This is a genomic window from Microtetraspora malaysiensis (assembly GCF_050947145.1).
Taxonomy (GTDB): domain Bacteria; phylum Actinomycetota; class Actinomycetes; order Streptosporangiales; family Streptosporangiaceae; genus Microtetraspora_A; species Microtetraspora_A malaysiensis.
The window spans coordinates 7,607,393-7,632,826 of the sequence record NZ_CP191998.1 but is presented as its reverse complement, the minus strand read 5'-3'; the positions used below and the strand labels follow the sequence as shown (position 1 = coordinate 7,632,826).

The 25,434-nt window shown below is 70.6% G+C and carries 24 protein-coding genes; 10 read left to right on the top strand and 14 right to left on the bottom strand.

Annotated elements, in window-relative coordinates; all coding sequences use genetic code 11:
- Positions 1 to 40: 40 nt before the first annotated feature.
- Genes ACQP1V_RS35695 through ACQP1V_RS35685 form a run of 3 tightly spaced genes read right to left on the bottom strand, consistent with a single transcriptional unit; the run spans position 41 to position 2,341 of the window.
- On the bottom strand, positions 41 to 937 hold the full coding sequence (locus tag ACQP1V_RS35695; protein WP_433414853.1) for a biotin-dependent carboxyltransferase family protein: 897 nt from the start codon (positions 935 to 937) through the stop codon (positions 41 to 43).
- On the bottom strand, positions 921 to 1,553 hold the full coding sequence (locus tag ACQP1V_RS35690) for a 5-oxoprolinase subunit B family protein (protein ID WP_387417589.1): 633 nt from the start codon (positions 1,551 to 1,553) through the stop codon (positions 921 to 923). The genes ACQP1V_RS35695 and ACQP1V_RS35690 overlap by 17 nt, the downstream gene beginning before the upstream one ends.
- Positions 1,554 to 1,564: 11 nt before the next feature.
- A complete protein-coding gene (locus ACQP1V_RS35685; RefSeq protein WP_387417588.1) occupies positions 1,565 to 2,341 on the bottom strand; it encodes a LamB/YcsF family protein in 777 nt (258 codons plus the stop codon).
- A 181-nt stretch (positions 2,342 to 2,522) separates the two neighbouring features.
- Between ACQP1V_RS35685 and ACQP1V_RS35680 the strand changes: the two genes are divergently transcribed.
- A complete protein-coding gene (locus tag ACQP1V_RS35680; protein ID WP_433414850.1) occupies positions 2,523 to 3,221 on the top strand; it encodes a GntR family transcriptional regulator in 699 nt (232 codons plus the stop codon).
- A 6-nt stretch (positions 3,222 to 3,227) separates the two neighbouring features.
- On the opposite strand, the gene ACQP1V_RS35675 is transcribed toward ACQP1V_RS35680, so the two are convergent.
- The gene (locus ACQP1V_RS35675) at positions 3,228 to 4,505 is read right to left on the bottom strand and encodes an amidohydrolase family protein (protein ID WP_433414848.1); all 1,278 of its coding nucleotides are present in this window, start codon (positions 4,503 to 4,505) and stop codon (positions 3,228 to 3,230) included.
- Positions 4,506 to 4,583: 78 nt separating this feature from the next.
- Between ACQP1V_RS35675 and ACQP1V_RS35670 the strand changes: the two genes are divergently transcribed.
- Positions 4,584 to 5,132 (top strand): MarR family winged helix-turn-helix transcriptional regulator, encoded by a 549-nt coding sequence (locus ACQP1V_RS35670; RefSeq protein ID WP_433414846.1) that lies wholly within the window; start codon positions 4,584 to 4,586, stop codon positions 5,130 to 5,132.
- Between the two features lie 14 nt (positions 5,133 to 5,146).
- Here ACQP1V_RS35670 and ACQP1V_RS35665 read toward each other — a convergent pair whose 3' ends face one another.
- The 3 genes from ACQP1V_RS35665 to ACQP1V_RS35655 all read right to left on the bottom strand — a co-directional run bounded on the left by ACQP1V_RS35665 (position 5,147) and on the right by ACQP1V_RS35655 (position 9,802).
- Positions 5,147 to 6,394: a serine hydrolase domain-containing protein gene (locus ACQP1V_RS35665; RefSeq protein ID WP_433414844.1), complete on the bottom strand. Its 1,248-nt coding sequence runs from the start codon at positions 6,392 to 6,394 to the stop codon at positions 5,147 to 5,149.
- A 130-nt stretch (positions 6,395 to 6,524) separates the two neighbouring features.
- Positions 6,525 to 8,888, bottom strand: coding sequence for a DUF222 domain-containing protein (locus ACQP1V_RS35660; protein ID WP_433414842.1), 2,364 nt, complete (start codon positions 8,886 to 8,888; stop codon positions 6,525 to 6,527).
- Between the two features lie 206 nt (positions 8,889 to 9,094).
- A complete protein-coding gene (locus ACQP1V_RS35655) occupies positions 9,095 to 9,802 on the bottom strand; it encodes a MerR family transcriptional regulator (RefSeq protein WP_433414840.1) in 708 nt (235 codons plus the stop codon).
- A gap of 90 nt (positions 9,803 to 9,892) precedes the next feature.
- Between ACQP1V_RS35655 and ACQP1V_RS35650 the strand changes: the two genes are divergently transcribed.
- Both ACQP1V_RS35650 and ACQP1V_RS35645 read left to right on the top strand, forming a co-directional pair.
- Positions 9,893 to 10,342, top strand: a complete 450-nt coding sequence (locus tag ACQP1V_RS35650) for a DUF4188 domain-containing protein (protein ID WP_387417409.1) — start codon at positions 9,893 to 9,895, stop codon at positions 10,340 to 10,342.
- Between the two features lie 126 nt (positions 10,343 to 10,468).
- Entirely contained in the window at positions 10,469 to 10,717 is a 249-nt protein-coding gene (locus ACQP1V_RS35645) for a hypothetical protein (RefSeq protein WP_067132978.1), read from the top strand.
- 93 nt (positions 10,718 to 10,810) lie between these two features.
- On the opposite strand, the gene ACQP1V_RS35640 is transcribed toward ACQP1V_RS35645, so the two are convergent.
- From ACQP1V_RS35640 to ACQP1V_RS35625, 4 genes are all read right to left on the bottom strand, one after another.
- Positions 10,811 to 11,275 carry a GNAT family N-acetyltransferase gene (locus ACQP1V_RS35640; protein ID WP_067133183.1) on the bottom strand — a complete coding sequence of 155 codons (465 nt, stop codon included), beginning with the start codon at positions 11,273 to 11,275 and terminating at the stop codon, positions 10,811 to 10,813.
- Positions 11,276 to 11,340: 65 nt separating this feature from the next.
- Complete coding sequence (locus tag ACQP1V_RS35635) at positions 11,341 to 13,245, bottom strand: M48 family metallopeptidase (RefSeq protein WP_433414838.1); 1,905 nt, start codon at positions 13,243 to 13,245, stop codon at positions 11,341 to 11,343.
- Positions 13,246 to 13,364: 119 nt separating this feature from the next.
- The gene (locus ACQP1V_RS35630; RefSeq protein WP_433414836.1) at positions 13,365 to 14,315 is read right to left on the bottom strand and encodes an SIS domain-containing protein; all 951 of its coding nucleotides are present in this window, start codon (positions 14,313 to 14,315) and stop codon (positions 13,365 to 13,367) included.
- Between the two features lie 41 nt (positions 14,316 to 14,356).
- Complete coding sequence (locus ACQP1V_RS35625; protein WP_433414834.1) at positions 14,357 to 15,430, bottom strand: hypothetical protein; 1,074 nt, start codon at positions 15,428 to 15,430, stop codon at positions 14,357 to 14,359.
- 217 nt (positions 15,431 to 15,647) lie between these two features.
- Between ACQP1V_RS35625 and ACQP1V_RS35620 the strand changes: the two genes are divergently transcribed.
- From ACQP1V_RS35620 to potA, 3 genes are read left to right on the top strand one after another with little or no spacing between them, the layout of a single operon-like run.
- Complete coding sequence (locus ACQP1V_RS35620) at positions 15,648 to 16,502, top strand: ABC transporter permease (RefSeq protein WP_067132965.1); 855 nt, start codon at positions 15,648 to 15,650, stop codon at positions 16,500 to 16,502.
- On the top strand, positions 16,495 to 17,283 hold the full coding sequence (locus ACQP1V_RS35615) for an ABC transporter permease (protein ID WP_067132962.1): 789 nt from the start codon (positions 16,495 to 16,497) through the stop codon (positions 17,281 to 17,283). Before ACQP1V_RS35620 ends, ACQP1V_RS35615 begins: the two co-directional genes overlap by 8 nt.
- 20 nt (positions 17,284 to 17,303) lie before the next feature.
- Positions 17,304 to 19,199 (top strand): polyamine ABC transporter ATP-binding protein, encoded by a 1,896-nt coding sequence (gene potA, locus ACQP1V_RS35610; protein ID WP_433414831.1) that lies wholly within the window; start codon positions 17,304 to 17,306, stop codon positions 19,197 to 19,199.
- Here the strand turns inward: potA and ACQP1V_RS35605 are convergent.
- Positions 19,186 to 19,761 (bottom strand): TetR/AcrR family transcriptional regulator, encoded by a 576-nt coding sequence (locus ACQP1V_RS35605; RefSeq protein ID WP_245658287.1) that lies wholly within the window; start codon positions 19,759 to 19,761, stop codon positions 19,186 to 19,188. The two genes, potA and ACQP1V_RS35605, sit on opposite strands and share 14 nt — an antisense overlap.
- A gap of 150 nt (positions 19,762 to 19,911) precedes the next feature.
- Here ACQP1V_RS35605 and ACQP1V_RS35600 point away from each other — a divergent pair, with 150 nt between their 5' ends.
- From ACQP1V_RS35600 to ACQP1V_RS35590, 3 genes are all read left to right on the top strand, one after another.
- The gene (locus ACQP1V_RS35600; RefSeq protein WP_433414829.1) at positions 19,912 to 21,189 is read left to right on the top strand and encodes a glycosyltransferase; all 1,278 of its coding nucleotides are present in this window, start codon (positions 19,912 to 19,914) and stop codon (positions 21,187 to 21,189) included.
- On the top strand, positions 21,186 to 22,559 hold the full coding sequence (locus tag ACQP1V_RS35595; protein WP_433218114.1) for an NAD(P)/FAD-dependent oxidoreductase: 1,374 nt from the start codon (positions 21,186 to 21,188) through the stop codon (positions 22,557 to 22,559). The genes ACQP1V_RS35600 and ACQP1V_RS35595 overlap by 4 nt, the downstream gene beginning before the upstream one ends.
- A gap of 96 nt (positions 22,560 to 22,655) precedes the next feature.
- Positions 22,656 to 24,053 (top strand): aminobutyraldehyde dehydrogenase, encoded by a 1,398-nt coding sequence (locus ACQP1V_RS35590; RefSeq protein ID WP_067132950.1) that lies wholly within the window; start codon positions 22,656 to 22,658, stop codon positions 24,051 to 24,053.
- Positions 24,054 to 24,284: 231 nt separating this feature from the next.
- Here the strand turns inward: ACQP1V_RS35590 and ACQP1V_RS35585 are convergent, their stop codons facing one another.
- On the bottom strand, positions 24,285 to 24,890 hold the full coding sequence (locus ACQP1V_RS35585) for a plasmid pRiA4b ORF-3 family protein (RefSeq protein WP_433414827.1): 606 nt from the start codon (positions 24,888 to 24,890) through the stop codon (positions 24,285 to 24,287).
- A 258-nt stretch (positions 24,891 to 25,148) separates the two neighbouring features.
- The gene (locus tag ACQP1V_RS35580) at positions 25,149 to 25,421 is read right to left on the bottom strand and encodes a GntR family transcriptional regulator (protein WP_433414825.1); all 273 of its coding nucleotides are present in this window, start codon (positions 25,419 to 25,421) and stop codon (positions 25,149 to 25,151) included.
- Positions 25,422 to 25,434 lie beyond the last annotated feature (13 nt).

Genomic DNA, 25,434 nt, shown 5'->3' with positions numbered 1-25,434 from the left:
CTTCTCATCGGAAGGGGGGTTTGTCACCGATTGAGTAATGTCACCTCGGGGTTGTAGTGGTGGACGCCACCCGGAAGCGGATCCGCTGGCCGGGGCGGGCCTGGGCGGCGCGATCCACGTCGTCGCTGCGGACCACCGCGATCACCGGATAGCCACCCGTCAGCGGATGGTCGGCCAGGAAGAGCGTGGGCTGCCCCGACAGAGGCACCTGGATCGCCCCCGGCACCATGCCCTCGCTCGGCAGCTCTCCCTCGCGTGCCCGTTCGAGGACCGGCCCGCGCAGCCGGATGCCCACCCGGTTGCTGTCGGTCGTCACCTGGTACGGCTCGGCGCACAGCACGCGCAGCGCGTCGGGGGTGAACCAGTCGTCGCGCGGGCCGGGCAGGATCTCCAGGACGAGGTCGCCGTCGGCGGGTTCGGGCACCGGGGCGAGATCGACGGCGGGGAACACGTCGGGCGGCGGCCCGACCGGCAGCAGCTCTCCCGGCGCGGGCAGGTCGGGCCCCAGACCAGCGAGGACGTCCGTGGCCCTGGAGCCCAGCACCGGCGGCACGTCCAGGCCGCCCCGCACAGAGAGGTACGTCCGTACGCCGCGAACCGGGGGCCCGAGCTGGAGTGTGGCCCCGCACGGCAGGCATTCGACCGAGTGGTGCCCGATCGGCCACCGGGCGCCCAGCGGGCCGGTCACGGTCGCCGGGCAGGCGGCGCCCGCGAGCGCGATCAGCAGGCTCCCGTGCGCCCGCACGCACAGGCCGCCGAACGTCACCTCCAGCGCGGCCGCGCCCTCGGGGTTGCCGACGAGCCGGTTGGCCAGCCGCAGCGCGCCCCGGTCGGCGGCACCCGAGCGCCCCACGCCGAGGTCGCCGCGTCCCGGTCGCCCGAGATCCTGCACCGTGGTCATCGGCCCGGTCGCCACCACCTCAAGCAGCCGGTTCATGCCGGTTCCTCGCCGCCTCCGTGAACCGGACCCTGGTGCCCGGACGCAGCAGGGCGGGCGGGTCGGCGTCCAGATCCCACACCACCGCCTCCGTACGGCCGATGAGCTGCCAGCCGCCCGGGGACTCGCGCGGGTAGACGGCGCTGAACCCGGCCGCCAGCGCCACCGATCCGGCGGGCACGCGGACCCGCGACTCGGCCCGCCGGGGGACGGCCAGCCGCGGGTCGCCGCCGGTCAGGTACCCGAAACCGGGAGCGAAGCCGCAGAACGCGACCGTCCAGGGGGTGGCCGTGTGCGCCGCCACGATCTCGCGCTCCGCCAGCCCGGTCAGCGCGGCCACGTCTCTCAGGTCCGCGCCGTCGTAGACGACCGGGATTCGCACCTCGCCCGTGTCGCCGCGCGCGCCGGGCGCGGGCCGTACGGAACGGAGTGCGGACTCGATCGCGTGCGGCGTCGCCGGGGGCTCGAACCGGACCAGGAGCGTGCGCGCCGCCGGGACGATGTCGACGACGCCCTCCGGTGGGCTCGCGGCGAGGGCGTCGTAGAACGGGAGGACCTCGCCGAGGTCGTCCAGCTCGACGAGGAGGGCGCGGTCGCCGCAGCGGCGCAGGCGCATCGGGCCTCCCCTCAGACCTGGCTGAACGGCGTGAGGGCGACGCCCGCCGCCTCCAGGGCGGCGCGGACGCCGCGCGCGATGGCCACCGCGTCAGGGCTGTCGCCGTGGACGCAGATCGAGTCGCCGCGCACGACCAGCGGGTCTCCGGCCACGTCGGTGATGGGCTCGCCGCGCGCCATCCGCACGCACCGCCCGGCCACGACGCCGGGGTCGTGGACGAGGGCGCCCGGCCGGTCACGCGGCACCAGCGTCCCCTCCGGCGTGTACGCCCGGTCGGCGAAGCACTCGGTGACCGCGGTCAGCCCGGCCCGCTCGGCGCGACGCAGCCAGGCGGAGCCGGGCAGGCCGAGCACCGGCAGCCCGGGGTCGAAGGCGCGTACGGCGGCCACGACGGCGGCGGCCTGCTCCTCGTGCCACACGATCGCGTTGTAGAGCGCGCCGTGTGGCTTCACGTACCCGACCCGGCCGCCGGCCGCGCGGGCGAACGCCTCGAGTGCGCCGATCTGGTACAGCACGTCATCGGCGAGCTCGCCGGGCGGCACCTCGATGAAGCGCCGGCCGAATCCGGCCAGGTCGCGGTATCCGACCTGGGCGCCGATCGCCACGCCGCGCTCGACCGCGGTCTCGCACGTACGGCGCATGATCGACGGATCGCCGGCGTGGAAGCCGCAGGCCACGTTGGCGCTGGTGACGATCCTCAGCAGGGCGTCATCGTCGCCGAGAGGCCACCGGCCGAAGCCCTCGCCGAGGTCGGAGTTGAGGTCGATGCGGACGATGGGGTCAGGCACGATCAGCTCCAGAGGGCGGCTTGTCGGATGGATCGCCCTCAGGGAGAACGTAAGGATTGTTGAACAATCCGGCAATCCTTCGCGGGTAGATTCTGTCGATCGTCTGCTGTCGGGGAGACCCGTCGAGTCCTAAGCTCGGTGTCCCAGGTCTTGCGCGTTTCCCGAGAGAAGGGCTGCGGTGATGACCGCGACGGCGGAGTGGGCGAGCCGGCTGAGCGCCGCCAGGCCGGCGCTCGAACGGGCCAGCACCGCCGAGCTGGTCGCCGGCGTCCTGCGCGAGAGCGTCATCGAGGGCTCGCTCCCCCCGGGCACGCGCCTGTCGGAAGAGGTCATCGGCCAGGCGCTCGGCGTCTCGCGCAACACACTCCGCGAGGCGTTCCGGCTGCTCTCCCACGAGAACCTGCTCGTCCACGAGCTCCATCGCGGGATGTTCGTGCGCAGGCTGACCGCCGCCGACGTGGCCGACATCTATCGCATGCGGCGCCCGCTTGAAACCGCCGGCCTGCGCGCCGCCGGCTCCGCCCCGGCGGAGGCCGTACACGAGGTGGCGCGCCGGGTCGAGGAGGGCCGGGCGGCGGCCGAGGCAGGCGACTGGGGCGGAGTCGGCACGGCCAACATGCGCTTCCACGGCGCGCTCGCCGCGCTGCTCGGCAGCCGCCGGGTGGACGAGGCGATGGCCCGCGTCCTGGCCGAGCTGCGGCTGGCCTTCCACGCGGTGGGTGAGCCCCGGCCGTTCCACGAGCCGTACCTGGACGGCAACGCGCGCATCGCCGCCCTGCTCGCCGAGGGGAAGTACGAGCGGGCGGCGGACGAGCTGCTCGCCTATCTCGACGCGGCCGAGGCCCAGCTTCTCGCGACGTACGACGAGCGCTCCGCCTGACCCGGATCAGACGGCCGCGGAGAGCAGCCGCTCGCCCGAGCGGCGGGCCAGGTCGAGCGCGCGCGGCAGGTCCGCGCGGACCAGGCGGCCGCCCCGCTTGACCACTTCGCCACCGACGATCACCGTGTCGACGTCGCTCACGTCGGCGGCCGTCACGACGGCCCCGACCGGGTCGTGCGCCGGCGCGAGATTGGGCAGGTTCGTGTCCAGCATGACGAGGTCCGCCCGCTTGCCCGGACGCAGCGATCCGATCCGGTCGGCCATGCCGAGGGCGGTGGCGCCCTCGATGGTGGCCATGCGCAGGATGTCGGCCGCGGTCGGCCGCGTGCCGACGCCGTCCTCGAAGTGCCGGAGCCTGGCGGCGGCGAGCGCGGCGCGCATGACGCCGAACATGTCTCCCGGCACCGCGGCCACCGTGTCCACGCCGAGCCCGGTCGGGATGCCGAACCCGCGCAGCCGGCCTGTCTCGGGGGAGCCGTGGCCCATCTGCGACTCCACAGCGGGCGCGACCGAGGCCGTCCCCCCGCTGTCGGCGACCAATTTCATCGACCGGTCGGTGAAGCCGTTGGCGTGCACGAACATGACGTCGGGACCGAGCAGCCCGGCCGCGTGCAGCTGCTCCACCGGCTCCTCCCCGGTCGCGTGCAGGCTGATGCGGAGCCCGAGTTCGCGGGCGAGCCGCCAGTCGGCCACGGCCGCCTCGACGGAGCCGTACACCGGTCCCCACGCCGCGAAGGCGGGGGTGACCAGGCCGGAATCCCCTGAGGGGAAGTGCCGGGCGAAGACCCGCCGTGCCTCCGCCTCGTCCCTGGACGCGTCGTCGGTGCCCGGATGCGCGTACGCGAAGACCACGCGGGCGCCGGAGTCGCGGAGGCCCTCGACGGCGGCGTCGGTGTGCGCGGGGGTGAGCTGGATGTGCGACCAGTCGTACACGGTGGTGATCCCCGCGTTGAGCGCCTCGATGGCGCCCCAGAGGTTCGCGGCGTAGACGTCCTCGGGCCGGAACGCGGGGGCGAGCCGGCCGAGAACGATCGCCAGGTAGTCGCCGAGGGTGGCGTCGGCGGAAACGGACCTCAGCACGCTCTGCCAGACGTGGCGGTGGGTGTCGACGAAGCCGGGAAGCACGATCTGGCCCGTGGCGTCGATCACCTCCGCGCCGTCGGCGGGCAGATCGGGGCCGACCGCGGCGATCGCTCCGCCGGTGATGAGGACGTCGGTTCCCCGGTGGACGCGTACGTCCGGCTCCGTGTCGATCACGATGCCGTTTCTGATGAGCAGGCTCATGGGCAAAGACTCCATTTCAGAAAGCTTTTAAGAAAGCTTGTTGAAAAGCTATCAAGAGGCGCGGATATCCTCAAGCGCATGAACGAGGGGCGGGTGACCGGCCGGGATCGCGTCGACGCGATGATCGAGGCCTGGCGGGCCGAACTGCCGGAGGCGGCCACGACGCAGTTGGAGATCGTCAAGCGGGTTGGGCGGCTCAAGGCGCGGATCGAGACGGTCACCCAGGCCGTGCTCGCCGGATACGGCCTGACCTATGCGGAATTCGACATTCTCGCGACGCTCCGGCGGGCCGGGCGTCCGTACCGAGTCAAGCCCAGCACGCTCGCCACGCGACTGATGCTCACAACCGGCGGGACCAGCAACATCTTGCAGCGGCTGCTGGCCGCGGGCCTGGTCGAGCGCGAACCCGACCCCTCCGACGGTCGCAGCTCATGGGTCCGGCTCACTCCACAGGGGGTGGAAAGGGCCGAGGAACTGTCCCTCGCCACCACGGAGGCGCACAAGGACCTGTTCGCGGACGTTCCCGAGGAGACCGCGCGCGCCCTCGCCGACGTGCTGCGCGACGTACTGCTCGCCCTCGGGGACCGGCCCGACGACACGCCCTGCCGGAGAACGTGGCCGACTTGATCAGCCGGGTCTTTCTAGGTGAGCGAGCCGTAGACGGCTTCGGCGAGACGGTAGGCCCGGCGGCTGCCGGCCACCGACCCGACCATGCGGTTCATCGTGTACGCCATGGCGAGACCGTGCTCGACGTCCCCGAGGCCCAGGGAGCCACCCAAGCCGGTGTGGCCGAACGCCGACTCCACTCCGCGAGCGGGCGTGAGGAAGGTCATCGCCGGGCGCATGTAGCCGAGGCCGAAGGCGCTGTCCAGGTACAGGACCCGGTCGGGGCCGCCGACACGCGGGCGCATCGCGTTGCCCAGCGTGGAGGGTGCGAGGATCTCGCCCGCGACCAGAGCACGGTAGAAGCCGGCCAGCGCCCGCGCGGTGGTGACCATGCCGAGGGCGGGCCAGCCCGCGCGCAGGATCACCGGGTGGTTTCCGCCACCGGGCAGCTTATGGATGGGTGGGTTGCCGAGCGCCCGGTTCATCAGGCTGTCCTTGTCCCGTGTCGCGGCGGCCATCGCCGCCACCGGGCCGTCCGCGGCGGGGGGCTCCGCGACACCGGCTCCGCCCGCGGGGGCCGCACGCTCTCCGGTCCGGGCCGCTTGCTCTCCCGCTCGGGCCGTACGCTCTCCGGCGGAGAGGCGGGCGGCGCGAGCCGCAACGTCGGGTGGGGCGCCGAGCCAGAGGTCAAGCTGATGAGGCCCGGCGATCTCCGCCGCGACCAGCTCTCCCGTGGACATGCCGGTGACCCTGCGGATGAGCTCGTCGATCAGGAAGCCGTACGTCACGGCGTGGTAGCCGTGCGCTGTTCCGGGCTCCCAGAGTGGTGCCTGCGCGGCGAGCCGGTCCGCGATCGCGGGCAGGTCCTCGAACTCCTCCAGGGGGACCGGCTCCTCGATCGCGGGCAGGCCGGCCTGGTGGGTGAGGACGTGTTCGACGGTGACACGGGCCTTACCGTCGCGGGCGAACTCCGGCCAGTACGCGCTCACGGGAGAGCGGACGTCGACCAAACCCCGCTCCACGAGCAGCAGCATGGCGGTGGCCGCGACGGCCTTGGTGCACGAATAGGCGAGCACCGGTGTGCCGGCCTCCCAGGGGCGCCCCGTGTGCCGGTCGGCCACGCCGCCCCAGAGGTCGACGACGGGCTCGCCGTCGAGGAAGACCGCGAAGGCGGCGCCCAACTCCTCACCGTCGGAGAAATGCCGGTCGAAGACCTCGCGTACCCGGGAGAATCGCGGGTCGCAGTGTCCGGACGTGGTCACGGGGTGATCGCCGACTGTCATGGCCGTCCCTGTTCAGAAGCGCTCGCTCGGCAACCGACCTTAACAAGGGCGCCCCCTCCCTCCTAGAGGGCTGGACGACTGCCCGGGAGCACACGGGCACTGCGTCGTCGGGCTTCAGAAGGGCGGGATGTCAGGGCGGGATGTCGTGCGCCGGATCAGGTGGCGGGTCCGAGCCCACGGACTCCGCACCTGCTGTCGGCGCCGGAGCGGGCACCTCGTCCACCTCGTGGTGGTCTGTTTCCGTCTGGGGCCAGCTGTTGGGAGCGAAAGGTTCGGGCATCGGTTCGATGATCGGTGGCGGTTGGACCGGATAGATATGGCCGGTCCGGCTGATCCAGGTCAGGTGCCCTGAGCTGGTTTGTACGACCTGCCAGCCGTTGTCCCGCAGGTCATGGTCATGCGCGCATGCCGCGGCGAGGTTGCTGTCGGTCGTGGGACCGCCGTTCGCGTGCTGGCGGGTGTGATCCATCTCCGAGCGCGTGGCCGGAGCACGGCATCCGGGGTGCGAGCACACTCTGTCTCGGACCTCGATCCGTCGCCGCAGCCCAGCTTTCGGGAACCGCCGTCGCTCATCCCCGGCGGCGGTTCGGCGTCCGGTCACGGATCCTCGCGCGTGGTCAGCCGCCTCATCGACGGCTTCGTCGTATTGGCGCATGATGTCGGCGATTACACCGGCCCAGCCACCCTGGGCGTACATGTCCGCGCACAGTGCGCGCAGCAGCGACAACGGGAGCTGAAGCTCGACGATCCCGCGACGGCGAAGCGACCCCGACCTGGCGCGCAGGTCCCTACTTGGCCGGTCGTCACTTGGCCGGTCGTCCTTTTCCTGGCCGACAGCTGATGTGCGGGCAGGCGTCACCCCCGTCCCGGCCGCGCCCGCCGGGTCTGTCCCGTCCCCATCGCCGGGTGGGGAAGAAAGGGCGGGAGGCAACCCAAGACCGGGAGGCAAACCAGGACCGGGAGGCAAACCAGGATCGGGAGGCAAACCAGGATCGGGAGGCCAACCAGGACCGGGTGCTGGGCGGGGTACAGGGCGGCGGGGCCATCCCGCGGGACGGGCCCACCCTCTGGGGCGTCGCCGGGTAATCCCGGCATAGAGAAGCCGGCCCTCCTCGTCGCAGACGGCGAAGCGCCACTCGCCGCTGATCTGGCGTTTGGCAAGCCTGCGTGCCAACTGGGCGTGGATGGGTCCCCACCCGGCGAGTTCGCCGGGCAGGTCGTCCAAGTGCATCAACGTGGACACCTGGACCCGCAGCTCACCCGCCGCGAACCCAACCGGGCCCGCCCTGCCCCTCTCAACGTTGGTCCCGACGCCTGTCGTGCGGGTGGGGCCTGCACCCGGACCGCTGGAACCGCCTTCAGCACCCGTCCCCGAGGCCGGACCGACAGGGCCACCATCGCCAGAGCTGGGAGCAGAGCCGGGGCCTGCGCCAGGGGTGGGGCCTGGATCAGGACCGGTGTCGCCGTGGTCGTCGTCGTTGTCAGTCGGGTCGGCAGTCCTGGCTTGGCTGGCGTCACCGTCGATGTCGCCAGGGGTGCCGTCGGGGTCGCCGCTGCCGGTGTGGAGGCCGGTGGCGTCCTCAGCAGCTGCCTCGGCATCGCCGGTGTCGTCGAGGTCGACGGTGCCGAAGGGGTTGTCGGAGAGTTGGTCGTCGTGGTCGTTCTCATCACCCGCCGCCTTGCAGGCGGCCTCCTCGAACAGGACGGCGATGATGGCGTCGTCGTCCAGACCGGACATGCTCCCGTCCAGCAGGCCGAGGAACACATCCGCCCGCACGTGGTCGATCGGGGCGGGCAGTCCGGACCTCTTGGCTCGTACGGCGATGGCGTCCACACGGGCGATCGCGGCGGCGGCCTGGTCGACTGGCAACTGCTGGCCCATGATGCTGGCCGAGCCATCCGCGTGCCGGACCCCGATCACCCGCCGTTGCTGGACGGCCCGTTCGTACTTGCGGCGGGCCCAGGCAGGATCGGCGGCGATCAGCAGCTTCTTGATCTTCTCCCGCAGTTCGCTCGTCGTCCACTTCCCCGCCTTGGGCAGCAGATGGGCCGCCACAGCGCGGGCCAGTTCGACGGGGACGTCTTCGAGCCAGTCGCAGAACACCACGGCCCGCGCCTTGTCGATCAATCCCGCCGACAACGCGTCCCTGACGGCGGGGAGACGTACTTTCAGGTCGTAGGCGATGCCGTATTCTCGCTCGGCGGCGCGGCGGGTGAGCCGCAAAGCCGCTCGGATTTCGTCGGGGGAGTTATTGTCCGGTTCGGACATTTTCGCCATGCCGCTGGCGGAAATTTCGTACAGTCCGACTTCGGCCATCACGACGGCTTTCCGGGCTTGCACGTGTGCTTCGAGGCGGGCATAGGCTTGCATGACGGTGACGGCGTCGTAGCCGTCCAGCCTGGCGATGTCGATCTCGGCCAGTACGGCGGCCAGCTCGACGCCCGGGGCCATCTCGCCCAGGGTGTCGGGTATCGGCTGCCGTTCGACAATCACGCCGCAACGCTAACAACCGCCACCGACAAAAAACGCCGCCCCGTGAGCCTCTATAAAGAGGCCGGGAAGTATCTCCTGGAGCCACATATCCGACCGAGGAAAACGCTCCGATTTCCGTCAATATGCGGCATTTCGTAATGATTATAAAAGGCCAAGATGGGCTCTTGGGGGAAATCTTCGGAGTGGTCCGATAAGACGACTTTCCCCTATTGTGCCGCTCGTGGTGCGCCGGAGCGGCCGCCCTGGCGGGTCACCTGGGTCGTGTCGCCGCTCGGGCAGGGAGGGGCGCCGAGGATGCGGGTGGACTCCGACTCCTGGGCCAGGCGGCGCAGTACGTCGAACGCCTTGCCGTACAGCACCTCGCAGATCACCAGCGTCTCGACGGCGACATCTCGGGGGCCGTCGAAGGGGATCTTGGTGATGTCGAGGTCGCGGACGAGGTCGAGCGCGGCCGACGCGTACGGCAGCAGGTCCTCGTGAGAGGTGGGCATCCCGAGGCGCTTCAGCGTGACGACGCTCTGCGCCAGCTCGTCCCGTGTGGGAGCGAGTGGGTGGACGCTCCAGCCGAGGTCCGCGATCATGCGGTCGACCAGCTCTCTGGCCTCGCGCCAGTCCTCCTCCTCGGGGTGCGGCTCGACCGGCGTGGAGAGCGCGTAGTGCGCCGTGCCGAGCATGTCGTGGAAGTCGATCCGCTCGTCGTCCACGGCGGCGATGACCTTGCGGATCGCCGCGACCGGCAGTCGGCCGACCTCCAGTAGCGCCCTGATCAGCCGTAGCCGGCGCAGGTGCTCCTGGCCGTACTCCGCCCGCGTGGCCGACGTCTGGTCGCCCTGGTGGAGCAGCCCCTCGCGCAGGTAGTACTTGATCGTCGGGATCGGGACCCCGGATTCGGCGCTGAGCTGGGAGATTCGCATGGCTGGATAGTACTGCTTGCCAATATTACTCGATAGTTCTACTATCCAACTATTAGGTAGTGGGGCTATCCAATGGGAGGCGTCATGCGCATGAGTGCGCGCATGGAGGGCGACTTCGTCGTCTTTCTGATCGGCATGCGGATCAACAGGTTCCGGTCCCTGCGCAAGTGGCTGCCGGTCGCCATGGCCATGCCGCCGATGGTCAAGGAGCTGCGGGCGGACCCCGCGCACGGCCTGCTCGGCTTCGAGAGCTTCTTCAACGGGCGCACCACGCTGATGGTCCAGTACTGGCGCAGCACCGATCACCTCATCGCCTATGCGAAGAACCGCGAGGCGACCCACTGGCCCGCCTGGAAGCGCTTCTTCCGTGAGGCGTACAAGAGCGAGGCCGTGGGTGTCTGGCACGAGACGTACACGGTGAGCGGATACGAGACGGTCTACGTCAACATGCCGCCGTTCGGCCTCGGCGGGGCGGGTGAGCTGGTCCCGACCAACAAGATCGGCGACAGGGCGGCCGAACGGCTCGCCAGTCTCCGCTGACGCCGATCGGCCGCCCGAGGTGATCGTGAACCCGGAGTCAAGGATCTGTCGCGCCGCGATGTCGCTGGGTTACTCTCCGTACATATTCGGCACACCACCGGTCAACCGGAGCACGGAGAAGCAGCCATGGGCAGGCACAGGCGCGACAGGAGCCGACGCGGCGGGACGGGCATCGAGACCGTGGCCGATCTCATCGAGACCCTGGAGCGGTTCGACCCCGAGCTGGAGGTCCGGTTCGCGGTCCAGCCCCGGCTGCCGATGAGCTACGTCATCGGGCCGGTCACCGAGTACGACGACATCCTGTGGATCGGCGAGGCGGGGCTCGACGGCTACGTCCCGGACGACGCCGCCTTCCGGCTCGGCTGGCAGGAATGAGGTGCGACGGCCGGGTTCGCGCCGCACACGACACCGGGTTCCCACCGCCCACGATGGCCGGGTTCGCGCCGCGTGCGGCGGTCGGCGCGCCGCTCAGGTCGCGTCCGGCCGCCAGACGTAGCGGACGTCCGGCTCGCGCTCCTCGTTGTCGCGGCCGTCGGTGTGCTCGACCGCGACGAACCCGTTCCGCTCGTAGAAGCGGCGGGCCGGGCCGTTGACCTGGAACGTCCACAGCTCCAGCCCGTCCGGGCGGCGTTCCTTCGCCAGCGCCACGAACCGGTCGCCGATGCCGCGCCCGCGCCGGTCGGGATCGAGGTAGAGCTGGCTGAGGAGGCCGTCGCCGAGCACCATCATCCCGACCACCGTGCCGTCCAGCGTGGCGACCCAGGTCTCGCGCGCGGGCACGACAACTTCGCGGAAGTAGGCCCGGATCTCGTCGTCGGTGTGCGCCCGGCGCACCCCCGGCAGGGCGGCGTCGTACGAGCGCAGCCATACGTCGGCCACAGCGGGGGCGTCGGCGCCGGTCGCCCGGCGCAGGGTGACATCGTCCATGGTCATGACGGCCACTTTCCCAGCGGGCCCCGTCCCGGTGCACCCGGATTTCCCGCCGGGAACGCGGGCCGTCAGCCGATCTCGGCCAGAACCCGGGCGAGGCGCTCCCGGCTGCCCTTGTCGATCTCCTCGCCGGTCCACCCCTGCTCGATCGAGACGGTCGCGCCGCCGTGGAGGGTGAGGTCGGCGCGCAGCGGGGTCTCCGTGGTCACCTTCGCGGCGGCGATCTCCTCGTAGGACAGGAAGCGGTACCACTCGGCGAGCTTGGCCGCGGGCGCCGACTCGACGAGCCGGAGCATCCGCTGCCTGCCCTCGCCGGCGGAGCCCGGACCGGCCACCAGGACGAGGCCCGTGTTCAGCACGATCAGGTCGTACTCCGTGCCGTCCACCCGGACGTTGGCGAGGCCGGCGAGGACGGCGGAGCCGAACGTGCTCGGCGCCCGCTCGGCCTGCGTGGCCCGGCCGGCGTCGACGCCGAGCCGTTCCAGCTCGGCCCGGGCCTTGCCGACACCGCCCGGGGAGACGGCCAGCCTGGCGACCTCCTCCAGGGCGGGGACGACTCCCTCCGCCCCGGCGAACTCGGCGGGGCCGCTCCACGAGTGCCGCCACCCGGCGACGCCGGACTGTACGGCGGCGAGTCGCAGCACGGTGGTCAGCGGGCCGCCGAACAGCTCGCCGACCTCGCGGCGGGTGGCGGTGGGAAAGAACGGCTGCGCGATCTCGGCGAGCCGGCCGGCGGCGATCAGGTCGAACACGTCGGCCAGCCCGGCCTCCGGGCGCCCGGAGGTCCGCGCGACCATACGGAAGATCGCGTCGGCGTCCCGCTGAAGCGCCGCGCCCAGCGCCGCCGCGGTGAACATCGGCCAGGGGAGCACCGTGCGCTCACCGGTCTCGACCACCTCTTCCTGCAGCGCCCGCCCCGCCCCGGCCAGGTCGCCGACGAGTACGGCCGCGGGCCGTTCATCGGGCATGACCGGCGTGCGGGGGAGCGCGCGGATGGCGGCGATCCGCTCATTCAGCGGCGGATGCGTGTCCCACCGCGACCCCTTCTCCTCCGGAGTGCTCGCGCGCAACGCGTCCAGCTCGCCTCCGCGGCCCGCGTCCAGCTCGCCTCCGCGGCCCGCGTCCAGCTCGCCTCCGCGGCCCGCGACCAGCGCGCCGAATCCGGCGAACAGGTCGTCAGGGGCGAAGCCGGACTCCCAGCCGAGCTGGACGTACTCGTTCAGGAAGAAGTGCCACGCGGCGTCCAGGACGCGGATCTCGTGCAGCGCGGTCGCCGCGGCCTCGATCCCGGCGACCCGTGCCGACGCCCGGTCGGCTTCGAACTCCTGCCTCCGTGAGACCGCGTTGTCCGCCAGCAGGTAGAGCCGGGCGTACCCCTTGAAGATCCATCCGGACGGGTTGTAGGGACCGATCTGCCGCAGCGTGTGCGCGATCACCAGCCGGCCACGGTAGGCGGGCGCGGACAGTCGCGTGTGCTTGCCGGAGTAGTGGCCCAGCTCGTGCGCGAGTACGGCGCGCACCTGGGCGACCGTCATCGTGTGCAGCAGCGGCAGCCCGAGGCAGAGGCGGCGCCGCCCGCCGACCAGACCGAGAAAACGCGACTCCTCCTGCACGGCGGCGTTCACCTCGGGGATCAGCCAGATCTCGTCCGGCGCCCGGGTGCCCGCCTCGGCCGCCAGTTCCCGTACGGTCGCCCAGAGGAGCGGGGCCTCTCGGGCGGCGAGCGGCAGCCCGGTGGGCGGCTCGGGACGCGACCGCATCGCCCGCCATGTGCCCCGCCCGACGGCCAGCGTGCTCGCGGCGAAGCAGGACCAGACGAGCTTCACCGCGAGGGCGCCGGCGATCACCGTGGACAGCCAGAAGGCGAGTGCGACGGCGGCCGCGACCTGGGCGGCCGCGACCTGGGCGGCCGCGACCAGGAAGAAGCCGGCGAGCATGGCGAGGGAGAACCCGGCGCGGATCGTGCTGACCACGGTTGTTCACTCTCGACGGGCGATGTGGATCACCTATCTACCATGCGCACCACGCCTTTTCCGTCCTTATCCGGAAGAAGGTGCAACCCGGACGCATGCCCGCCGAAGGCGAGCCGATCTCAGGCCCGGGCCCACCAGGAGGCGGCGAGCAGTTCGGCGACCAGCGTCTCGGTGAGCAGGGCGACCTCCGGGTCGTCGTCGTGGCGGTACCGGATGGACGCGGCCTGGCCGTCCAGCTCGCCGCCGACCGCGAGCACCGTGGAGCCCCGCTGCCGGATCCACTCCATGGCCTGCTCGTCGTAACGGGAGCCGGGGAACATCAGCGCGCGGTAGTCGTAGGTCTTGGTGAGGTAGACGTCCACGTGCGCCCAGTCGCCGGTCTCGCACGCGTCCGCCTGGCGGCGCGGGCCCTCGCGGAACATCAGCGCGGACTGCTCCGCCGACGAGAGCCGCTCCGCGGGGGCGATCGCGTACACGCCGTGCGGCCCGTCGAGCACGTCGGAGGCCGTCTTCAGCCAGTCGTCGCGCCGGTCGAGGAGATCCGCGGTGGCCTCGGCCACGCGGCGGACGAGCGCGGGGACGTCGCCGCCGCCCGCGAGCCGGGACTTCAGCGCGAGCAGCAGGGCGAGGGTGTGCTGGAACGTCCGGCACGCGACGCCGCCGCGCTCCTCGCCGGCGGACATGGGTACGACCAGGTCGGCGCCCTCGGTCACCGCGGAGCCCGGCTTGTTGGTCATGGCGACGACGAACGAGGTCCCGGTGTAGCGGGTGAGCGCGTCGAGGGTCTCCCTGCTGCCGCCGGTCGCGGAGATGGCGACCACCAGCGTCCCCGGCCCCGGTACGGTGTGCGCGGCGGAGGCGTACTCGGCCACGGCGTCGATCCCGGAGGCGCGCAGCCGCGACGCGACGACGCCGGCGGCGTACCGGGAACTGCCCATCCCGAGGAAGACCACCCGGTCGATGCGCTCGGGCAGGCCCTCGAACGGGTCACCGGCCTCCAGCGAGTCGGCCAGCGCGCCCAGCGCCTCCGGCTTGGTCAGCAGGTCGGCCTTGAACAGCGCCGCGTCCACAATGCACTCCTATCTTTCTTTTTGTCCTATTTTGTCGTGACTTACTTGGTAAAGGCGGCGTCGGCGCCGTACCAGGTGCGGAGCACGCCCATCGGTGCGTACCGCCAGCGCAACAGGTGCCGGGCGGCATAAATCAGCTCGCGGCACTCCTGTTCGACCTCGAAAGGCCGGACCAGCGACCGGTCGAGCAAGTCGGAGCGCCCCGCCTCCGCGAGCCCGGCGGCGTACGCGGCGGAGAGCGCGGTCCGCGCCTCGGAGACCCACTCCGCGACACGCTCGGGGTCGGCGCCCCTGCGAAGGATCGCCACCTGGCCGACATGGTCGACGCTCGTGGTGAGCTGGGCGAGGTCCCGGGCGGCCGGCTGGAAGGCGCCGCCGCCCGGCGCCTCGGCCGACACCGTCGGGTTCCCGTCGAAGTCCACCACCGCGTAGCCGTCGCGCCACCGCAGGATCTGGCCGACGTGCAGGTCGCCGTGGATGCGGATCAGCGGGGTCGGGCCGGCCGTCGCCAGGGGCGCCAGCTCGCGGCGCAGCTCCCCGGCCCGGGAGGTCAGCCACGCGCCGTCCTCGCCGTCGGTCAGCGCGAGCGCGTCGCGCAGCGCCTCCTCCGCGCGCTCCGCCCACGCGTCGCCGTTGCCGTCGGGCGCGAGCCGTACCGGCTCGGGGAACACGGGGGACGGAGTCGCCATGGCGAGGTGCAGCTCGGCGGCCAGCGCGCCCAGGTCGGCGGCGAAGCCGGTGCGCCCGGCCTCGGCCTCGTCCACGCACCACTCCCAGCCGTCCCGGGCCTCCGGCAGGTACGCGGTCACCAGCGCGACCAGCGCGTCCTCCCAGTAGATGGCGGCGTACGGCGTGGCGGTGCGGGAGAAAGCGGACAGATGCGCCAGCAGGTCGGGCGCCGGCTGCGGCGCGCGGGACGGCCGCGGGAACCACTTGACGACTACGCTCTCGCCGACGATCACCGAGTGGTTCGTCTGGTCCACCGTGATCGCCCGCTCGCCGGGAGGCGGCGTGGGCAGCGGGCGGAAAGCGCGGACGGAGAAAGGACGCGGCGGCGTGACGCCCTCCGCGAGCGCCCGGACGACGGCTCCGGTGACGCCTTCTCCCGCGGCCAACGTGAGCGAACCGTCCGGTTCCTCGTGAAGGGTTGGCCAATGCCGTGCTTCGACCTGCATCTGTTGAATCTCGATTCAATAAGGCTTGTATCGCCAATGCTCACAATGCCTGGGAAAGTCTTGTCTAAGTTGACTTATCCTGCAACACTCTAAGCTCCCCACCGGAAGGAAGCTCTCGCATGTCATTTCGCGTGCCCGCCTTTGGGGCGATGGCACCATGAAGTCCACCGTACGAGCACGGGTGGTCGGTCGACTCGCCACCATGGGGCCAGGCTTCGGCTTCCTGATCGTCTTCCTGGCGGTCCCACTCGCCCTTGTGCTCAGCTACACGGTGTTCCGCCGCGGCAGGTTCGGCGGGGTCGTATATGAGGCGACGGGAGAGAACTTCACCCGGCTGATCGACCCGCTCTACCTCGACGTGGTCATCGGATCGGTGAAGCTGGCCACGATCACCACGCTTCTCGCCCTGCTGCTCGCGTACCCGACCGCCTACATGATCGCCCGGCTTCCGGCCAAGTGGAAGGTCATCGCGCTGGTCGCCGTCGTGCTGCCGTTCTGGACGAACTTCCTGATCCGCACGTACGCCTGGATCGTGCTGCTGAACTCGGAGGGCCTGGTCAACTCGGGACTCGACGCACTGGGTCTCGGCAAGATCGAGCTCCTCTATTCGGACGGCGCCATCGTCGCCGGCCTGCTCTACGCGTACCTGCCGCTGATGATCCTGCCCCTGTACTCGGCCATCGAGCGGCTGGACCCGCAGCTCCGCGAGGCGTCGGCGAACCTCGGCGCCCGCCCCATCAGGACCTTCTGGTCGGTCACCCTGCCTCTCTCGCTGCCCGGCGTGCTGACCGGCTGCGTCTTCGTCTTCGTCCCGAGCCTGGGCAACTTTGTGATCCCCGAGCTGCTCGGCGGCGGTCGCCGGATCATGGTGGGGAACCTGATCCGCGACCAGTTCCTCAAGGCCCGCGACTGGCCGTTCGGCTCGGTGCTGGCCCTGTCCGTGATCGGCGTCCTGGTGCTCCTGCTCTTCGCCCAGGCCTGGGCCAGCCGGAGGGTGGGCCGCGATGCGTAAGAACCGGAAGCAGGGGAACGGCTGGCTGCGCCTCCCCTTCTGGCTGACGTACGTCTTCCTGTACGTACCGATCGCCGTCGTCGTACTCATGTCGTTCAACCGGAACAAGTCGCCGTACGCGTGGGGCGGGTTCTCGCTGCGCTGGTACGGCCAGCTCCTCGAGAACGAGAAGATCCGCGAAGGCCTGATCAACACCCTGATCGTGGCGTTCGGCTCGACGGTCCTCTCGACGGTGCTGGGCACGCTGCTCGCGGTCGGCCTGGCGCGGTACAACAAGTCGCGGATGCTCGACGCGCTCTCGACGATGCCCGCGCTCCTGCCCGACCTGGTCCTCGCGATCGGCCTCCTCATCTTCTACGCGGCGGTCAAGATGACGCTCGGACTGCACTCGGTGCTGATCGCGCACACCGTGTTCGGCATGGCCTTCGTGACGGCCGTCGTACGGGCCAGGCTCAACCACGCCGACACCTCGATGGAGGAGGCGTCCCGCGACCTCGGCGCGACCCCGGTGACGACGTTCATGCGGATCACGCTGCCGACCCTGGCGCCGGGCATCCTGGCGGGCGCCCTGCTGGCGTTCACGCTCTCCATCGACGAGTTCGTGATCGCGTTCTTCACCGCCGCGCCCACCCAACCGACCCTGCCGATCGTCATCTACTCCATGGTGCGGTTCGGCGTCACTCCCGAGATCAACGCGTTGGCCACCCTGCTGCTCGCGGTGAGCTTCACCGTCGTGATCGCGGCCCAGCGCATGACCAAGCTCACCGAGGCACTCTCATGACACTTATCTCCATTGATGGCGTGAGCCGGCGCTTCGGCGAGGTGACCGCGCTCGACTCGGTCAGCCTGGAGATCCAGCAGGGCGAGTTCTTCGCTCTGCTCGGCCCCTCCGGCTGTGGAAAGACCACGCTGCTCCGCATCCTCGCCGGGTTCGAGCAGCCGGACGACGGCGCGGTCCGTCTGGACGGCGAGGACCTGCTCCAGATCCCCGCGCACCGCCGCCCGATCAACCTCATGTTCCAGTCGTACGCGCTGTTCCCGCACATGACAGTGGAGCGGAACATCGCCTACGGCCTGGAGCGGGAGAAACTGCCGAAGAAGGAGATCGGGGAGCGCGTCGCCGAGGTCCTGGAGACCGTGGGCCTCTCCGCGCACGCCCGCCGCAAGCCGCACCAGCTCTCCGGCGGGCAGCGCCAGCGCGTCGCCCTCGCCCGCGCGATCGTCAAGCGCCCGCGCCTGCTGCTGCTCGACGAGCCGCTGTCCGCACTGGACAAGAAGGTGCGCGCCGAGATGCAGCTCGAACTCAAGCGGCTGCAGCACGAGGTCGGCATCACCTTCGTGGTCGTGACCCACGACCAGGAGGAGGCCATGTCGCTCGCGGACCGCATCGCGGTCATGCAGGGCGGCAAGGTCGAGCAGGTGGACGCGCCCATCGCGCTGTACGACCAGCCGCGCACGCCGTTCGTGGCCGGCTTCATCGGCGCCAACAACATCTTCTCCGGCAAGGTCACCGAGGGTGGCCTCCACGTGGACGGCCTCGGCCTGCTGCCCGCGCCGAAGGGCGCGGACGGCGACGCCGCGCTCCTCGCCGTACGCCCGGAGAACATCCGGCTCACCCAGATCGCCCCCAAGGAAGAGGACGCCGCCGACGCCGCAGTTGAGGCGAAGGACGCCGCCGAGGTGACGGACGCGGCCGAGGTGAAGGACGACGCGGTCAGGACCGGCGAGGGCGCCGAGCCCAAGACGGAGGAAGCCGCCGCCGAAGCTGCCGAGGCCGTCGAGGCGAAGGCCGATGCCGAGGCTGAGGCTGAGGCTGAGGCTGAGGCTGAGAGCGACGCCGAGGCCAAGGATGAGTCCGAGGCCAAGGACGAGGCGAAGTCGGAGGAGACCGCCGAATCTGCCGCCGAGACGGAGGTGAAGGAGGGCGCGGTCAGGACCGACGAGGGCGCCGAGCCCAAGGCTCCCAAGTCCGCTGAGCCGGCCGTCGAGGCTCAGGTTGACGAGCCCAAGGGCGAAGCCGAAGCCGACGCTGACAGCGAGCCCGCCGTCGCGGACGAAGCCGAGCCTCAGGGCGACGCGGTGCCCGAGGTCGAATCTCAGGGCGACGCGGTGTCCGAGGACGCTGACTCCGCGGAGGGGGAGGCCCCCGCCGAGGCCGAGGCCGAGGCCGGTGACGGGGAGGACCTCCGGGCCGTCGTGAAGAGCGCCATGACCGGTGAGGTCACCGCCGAGGCGATGGCCGAAGTGGTTTCCAAGGCCGTCGCCGGAGTCGTGGCCAAGGTGGTTGCGGAGGTCGTGACCGAGGTCCTCGCCGACAACGACGCCAAGGCCAAGGCCGAGGAGCGGGACGAGACCGCGCCCGAGACCGGGGCCGCCGCCGAGGCCGCTCAGGAGCCCGCGCCGGAGACGGCCGCCGCCCCCGAGACCGTGGCCGAGACTGTCCCCGCCCAGGAGCAGGGAGCCGTGGCCGAGTCCGGCAACGAGAACGGGGCGGACGCCGAGCGCGAGACCGAGGGCCCGCTGCGCGGCACGGTCGTGGACGTGAGCTTCTACGGCGGCACGTCGCACATCGTGCTGCGCGTGGAGGGGCACGAGGGGCACGTGCTGGCGGCGACCCAGGGGGCGGCGCGGGTCAAGCCCGGCACCGAGGTCGGGATCGGCTGGGACGCCGCCGACGCCGTGCTCATTCCGGCCTGAGTTCGTGTCCTGTCGCGAGGCGGGCGTAGTCGAGGATGAGCTCCACGGCTTCGTCCGGCCCGATCGAGTGATGCCGGGCGATGATGCGGTAGCCATAGGCGTCCTCGAGGGCGACGAGCGTGCGGCTGATCGTCTCGGACGACTGGGCGAGCGTGAAGATGCCCTGGGCGGCCCCGGTTTCGAGGATCGTCTGGTACATCGACACCTGCCGGTCGAACAGCGTCGTCAGCAGCGTGCCGTACACCCGGTTGCGTCCGGCGGCGCCGCCCAGCTCGCAGAGCAGGCGCACGCCGGCGTCCTCGGGCCCCTCGGGCAGGCCGGACCTGATCGTGGTGATGAGCTTCTGAGCGGGGTCGGCGATGCCTCTGATCTTCTTGATCCGCTGCTCGTAGAAGCGTTCCATCCCGGCGTGGTGGGCCTCGATCAGCAGGTCCCTCAGGTCGGGATAGTGGTACAGCACGGCGCCGGAGGTGAGCCCGGCCTCCTCGGCTATCTGGTTGAGGTGGACACCCTCCGCGCCGTGTTGGATCATCGCCCGGCGGGCGGCATCGATGAGATCCATCCGCCGGTCCGCTCTGCTCTTGCGCTGGGCCATTCCATCCCATCCGATTTGAACGTACGACAACAACTGGCCCACCCATAATGTCCCAGCTATTGACGGCGCGCTAGATACCTATTTGAATCACGGTTCAACAAGCCAGGGAGTCCGGAGATGACAGACAAGCAGCTGACTATCCTTTTCATGCCCGAGAGCGCGTACGGGCCGACGAACAACTGCATCGGCATCGGAGACGTCCTGCGCAAGCGCGGTCACCGCGTGGTTTTCGCAGCGGAGGCGTCGTGGAAGGGCAAGCTGGCGGCACTCGGCTTCGAGGAGGACCTGGTCGACCTCGCGCCGCCGGCTGAGGAGGAGCAGGACGCGGGCCAGTTCTGGAAGGACTTCATCCGCGACACCGCGCCGGAGTACCGGAAGAGCACCTTCGCGCAGCAGGAGACGGTCACCAAGCCGATCTGGGACGCCCTGATCGACGGTGTGAAGTACTGCGAGCCGCAGCTCAAGGCCATCATCGAGCGCGTCCAGCCGGACGTGATCGTCGAGGACAACGTCATCACCTTCCCCGCGCTGCTCACGGCCGGCAAGCCGTTCGTGCGCATCGTCTCCTGCAACCCGCTTGAGGTGAAGGGCGCCGACATCGCTCCGGCGTACTCCGGCCTGCCCGCCGACGACAGGAGCGAGTGGGACGCCTTCCGCGCCGAGTACGACCGGACCCACCGCGAGATCTACACCGCGTTCAACGAGTGGGTCGTCGAGCAGGGCGCTCCGCCGCTGCCCGACCTGGAGTTCTTCCACGAGGGCGACGCGAACCTGTACGTGTTCCCGGAGATCGTGGACTATACCGACGAGCGTCCCCTCGGCCCGACGTGGACCCGACTCGACTCGTCGGTGCGTGAGACGGACGACGAGTTCACCCTCCCCGAGATCCCGGGTGACGGCCCCTGGGTCTACTTCTCGCTCGGCTCGCTGGGCTCCGCCGACGTCGAGCTGATGCGTCGCGTGATCTCGGTGCTGGCCAAGACGCCGTACCGGTTCATCGTCTCCAAGGGCCCGCTGCACGAGGAGATCGAGCTGGCCCCGAACATGTGGGGCGCCGAGTTCGTGCCGCAGGCGGCGATCATCCCGCAGGTGGACCTCGTCATCACCCACGGTGGCAACAACACCACCACCGAGGCGCTGCACTTCGGCAAGCCGATGATCCTGCTGCCGCTGTTCTGGGACCAGTACGACAACGCCCAGCGGGTGCACGAGAAGGGCTACGGCGTCCGCCTCGACACCTACAAGTTCGCCGACGAGCAGCTGGCCGGCGCCCTCGACCGCCTGCTGGGTGACACCGAGCTGCGTGAGCGGCTGGCCGCCCACGGCGCGGAGATCCGGCGCCGGGACGGCCTGCGCGTCGCCGCCGACGTGATTGAGAAGATCGCCGCCAAGTGAAAGCACTGAAGGACGCCGCTCCCCGGGTCTTCTGGACCGACAGGCCCGGGGCGCCGGCGTATCACCCGCTTGACGGACGGACCACCGCCGACCTGCTCATCGTCGGCGGTGGTTTCACCGGCCTCTGGGCCGCCGTGCTGGCGAAGGAGGAGAACCCGGCCTGTGACGTGGTCCTGGTCGAGGCGAAGTCGATCGCGTATGGCGGAACCGGGCGCAACGGCGGGTTCATCTCCGACTCGCTCACCCACGGGCTCAGCCAGGGGCTGAAGCTGTGGCCCGACGAGATGCGTACGCTGCTCGCCCTCGGCCGGGAGAACCTCGCGGCCATCGCCGCGTTCGTCGAGGCCCACGACATCGACGCCGACCTGCGCCTGTTGGGCAAGACGACGGTCGCGGTCGCCGCGCACCACGTCGCCGAGCTCAAGGAAGCCGAGCGGCTGCACCGCGAGCACGGTGAGGACGCGGTCTTCCTCAACCGTGACGAGATGCGCGCCGACGTGGACTCGCCGACGTACCTCGGCGGGCTGCGGCTGCGCGGCACCGGCGGCATCCTGGACCCGGCCAAGCTGGCCTGGGGCCTGGTCAGAGTGGCCGAGCGGCTCGGTGTCCGGGTCTACGAGAAGACGGCGGTCACGGGTCTGGAACGTTCCGGAGCCAAGATCCATGTCACCACCGGCTCCGGCGTGATCGACGCGGCGCAGGTGCTGCTGGCCACCAACGCGTACCCGCCGCCGCTGCGCAGGTTGAGCAACTTCGTGCTGCCGGTCTGGGACTACGTGCTGGCCACCGAGCCGCTGTCGGAGTCGCAGCGCGCGTCGCTGCGCTGGGCGGAGGGGCAGGGCCTCACCGACGCGGGCAACCAGTTCCACTACTACAGGCTGACGTCCGACGGCCGGATCCTGTGGGGCGGCTACGACGCCATCTACAACTTCGGCGGCACGGGGAGCGAACAGCGCGACGCCACGCACGAAGTGCTCGCGCGGCACTTCTTCGAGACGTTCCCGCAGCTTGACGGCGTGCGGTTCACCCACAAGTGGGGCGGGGCGATCGACTCGACCAGCCGGTTCACCCCGTTCTTCGGCACCGCCATGGGCGGCAGGGTGGCGTACGCGCTGGGCTACACGGGGCTCGGTGTCGGCGCTTCCCGGTTCGGCGCGCTGGTCGGTCTCGACCTGCTGGCCCGCCGTTCGACGAGGCGGACCGGGCTGCGGATGGTGCGCCGTCTGCCGGTGCCGTTCCCGCCGGAGCCGCTGCGCTGGCCGGTGGTCGAGGTAACCCGGCGGGCGCTGGCCCGGGCGGACGAGAACGCGGGTCGTCGCGGGCCGTGGCTGCGACTGCTCGACCGCTTCGGCGTCGGTTTCGACAGTTGATATCCGCGGTGAACGTATAACTTAGGCAATTTGCGACATTTGCCGTATTTGTGGCGAATGTCCGCAGGTCCATCGTGACCGATGAAAGAGGATGGCATGGCTACCCTGATCAATCCCGCGAACGGCCGGCCCGTCGAGGACGTGCCGGACACGTCGCCCGAGGGCGTGGCGGCGGCCGTACGAGCCGCGCGTGCTGCCTTCGAGGAGTGGCGGGAGACCACCCCGGCCGAGCGGGCGCGGGTGCTGCTGCGCTTCGCCGACCTGGTGGAGCAGGACGCCGAGGAGCTGACCCGGCTCGAGGTCGAGGAGACCGGAAAGCCGGCCCCGGTGTTCCGTGATGGCGAGCTGCCGTTCGGCGTGGACAACCTGCGGTTCTTCGCGGGAGCCGGACGCTCGCTCGACGGGACCGGCGCGGGTGTGCTCAGCGCCGGCTACACGTCCGTGCTGATCAGGCGGCCGGTCGGCGTCGTCGGCTCGATCGCGCCGTGGAACTTCCCCTTCATCATGGGGATCTGGAAGATCGGCCCGGCCCTCGCCGCGGGTAACGCGGTCGTCATCAAGCCCGCGCCGCAGACACCGCGCAGCACGCTCCGGCTGGCCGAGCTGTTCGCCAAGGCGGGCGCCCCCGAGGGGCTGCTGCAGGTGGTGACCGGCGACGCCGAAGTCGGGCAGGCCCTCGTCACCGACCCCGGCGTGGACATGGTCAGCGTCACCGGCTCCACGGCGACCGGCCGGGCCGTCATGCAGGGCGCGGTGGACGGTCTCAAGCGGGTCCACCTGGAGCTCGGCGGCAAGGCGCCCGCGCTGGTGTTCGCCGACGCCTCCCTTGAGGACATGGCGTTCGGCGTCGCCATGGGCGCCACGTACAACACCGGGCAGGACTGCACCGCCGCCACCCGCGTCTACATCGAGCGCTCCCGGTACGCCGAAGGCGTCGAGGCGCTGCGCGACGCGCTCTCCCGGGTGCGGCCCGGCGACCCGTGGGAGGAGGGCTCCGACATCGGCCCGCTGATCTCGCAGGCCCACCGCGACCGGGTGCACGGGTTCATCACGCGCGCCTCCGGCCGCGTGGTCTGCGGCGGTGCGCCGCTGGACGGGCCGGGCTTCTACTACGCGCCCACCCTCATCGCGGACGCCGACCAGTCCAGCGAGATCGTTCAGGGCGAGATCTTCGGCCCCGTGCTGGTCGCGGTGCCGTTCGACTCCGAGGACGAGGCGGTCCGCCTCGCCAACGACACGCAGTACGGCCTGGCCTCGTCGGTCTGGTCGACGGACGTGTCCCGGGCGCTGCGCGTGTCGCACCGCCTCGACGTCGGCGTCACCTGGATCAACGACCACCTGCCGATCGCCTCCGAGGCGCCGCACGGCGGCGTCAAGGGCAGCGGCTTCGGCAAGGACATGAGCCAGGAAGCGGTCCAGGAGTACTCGGTCACCCGGCACCTCATGATCAAGCACGCTGCCCCCCAGGCCAGGGACTCCTTCCGCCCCGCCTAGGGAGGGTTTCGTGGCTTCGGCGGCCACGTCGCGAGGGGCCATCCGGGCGACCGCGGCCGGCCAAATGGATCCACGAAACACGACCCGGGCATGCCTGTCGACCCGCTCTCCGGCTCCGTAGTCGGAGAGCGGGCCTCGTGGGAGACCGTCGTCCCCATGTCAGAACGCGGGCGAGCCAGTGCTGCGCCGGGTTGATCGTGCCAGGGCCCCTACCGGCTGGCCGGGGCGCGATCACTCCTTGATGAGGATTGCTGCCAGGCTGGATACCGCGGCGTTTGTACGAGCCAGGTCAAAGGCGGCGGGGTGGAACTGGTCGGCTGAGTCGAGGCCGAGCCATTCCAGCCGATCCTCATGCTCTTCGTGCTTGGGATCGGCGAGGATCTCAAGGAGGTAGTCGTAGCCCCAGATACCGCCGCAGTCCTCGGGTGGGCAGGCCCGGCGGCCGGTGAGGCAACGTGGGTAGGCGATGCCGGGCTCGGGTGTGGTGACGGCCTCGACGACGATGGTGTGCTCCCAGCCATCCCCGAAGTCGTAGGTGTAGCTGAGCCGGTCTCCCTGTCCGGGGGCTACCTGGTTGAGTCGCTTGGCGGAGGCGCTGTTGATCCGCAGTTCGCGGTCGGTGGCGCCGTAGCGGCCCAACGGGCTTTCGAAGACCCACATGTGGTAGTCCTCCCAGCCGAAGGCAGCTTGCATGACGTCGTGCAGCGCGCGCAGCGTGATCGCGGACGGGACTTCCAAACGCCGCCAGATCGGCGGCCGTGACCCGGCCAGCGTGACCTTGATCTGGTGGACTGTGAGGGTCGTTCGGGCACTGGAGGTTGTGCGCGGGGAAGCCATGACGGCATCTTGCCGTACCCATACCTGGCGCGCTCACCCGCTGCCGCAATGATCAACCGCGCTAGACACGTCCAGGGGCACGCCGACGCGCAGCCATTCACGGCGGCGTGGAATGACGATCAACGGACGTTGCTGGAGCAGTCGGCCCGATCGCGCGCCCAGTCATAGCAGTTGGTTCAGCGCCCCAAGGCCGCGCTGGCTGCCGCCGACGGCGCTTCACGATGGCCTACACAGACCGCTGCGGTTGCCGGGTGTGGATTACTCGTCGACTTCTACGGGGTCGTTGGTATCGGTCTGTCCGTCCGGTTGCGCGACGAAGCTTCCCATGCCCCGGACTGTGTAGATGGTGCCTTCGGCGCGGAGAGCCCGCATCACCTTATGGGCAGTCATGCGGGCGATGCCGAACTCTTGCATGAGGTCGTTTTCGCTGGGCACCCGTGATCCCGGGCGGTACTCACCCACCACGATGCGGTCGCGGATCACCCTGGCTACCTGCTCCCACCTGGGCTGATCCTCGCGGAACTCGATCACAGCACCACTGTAG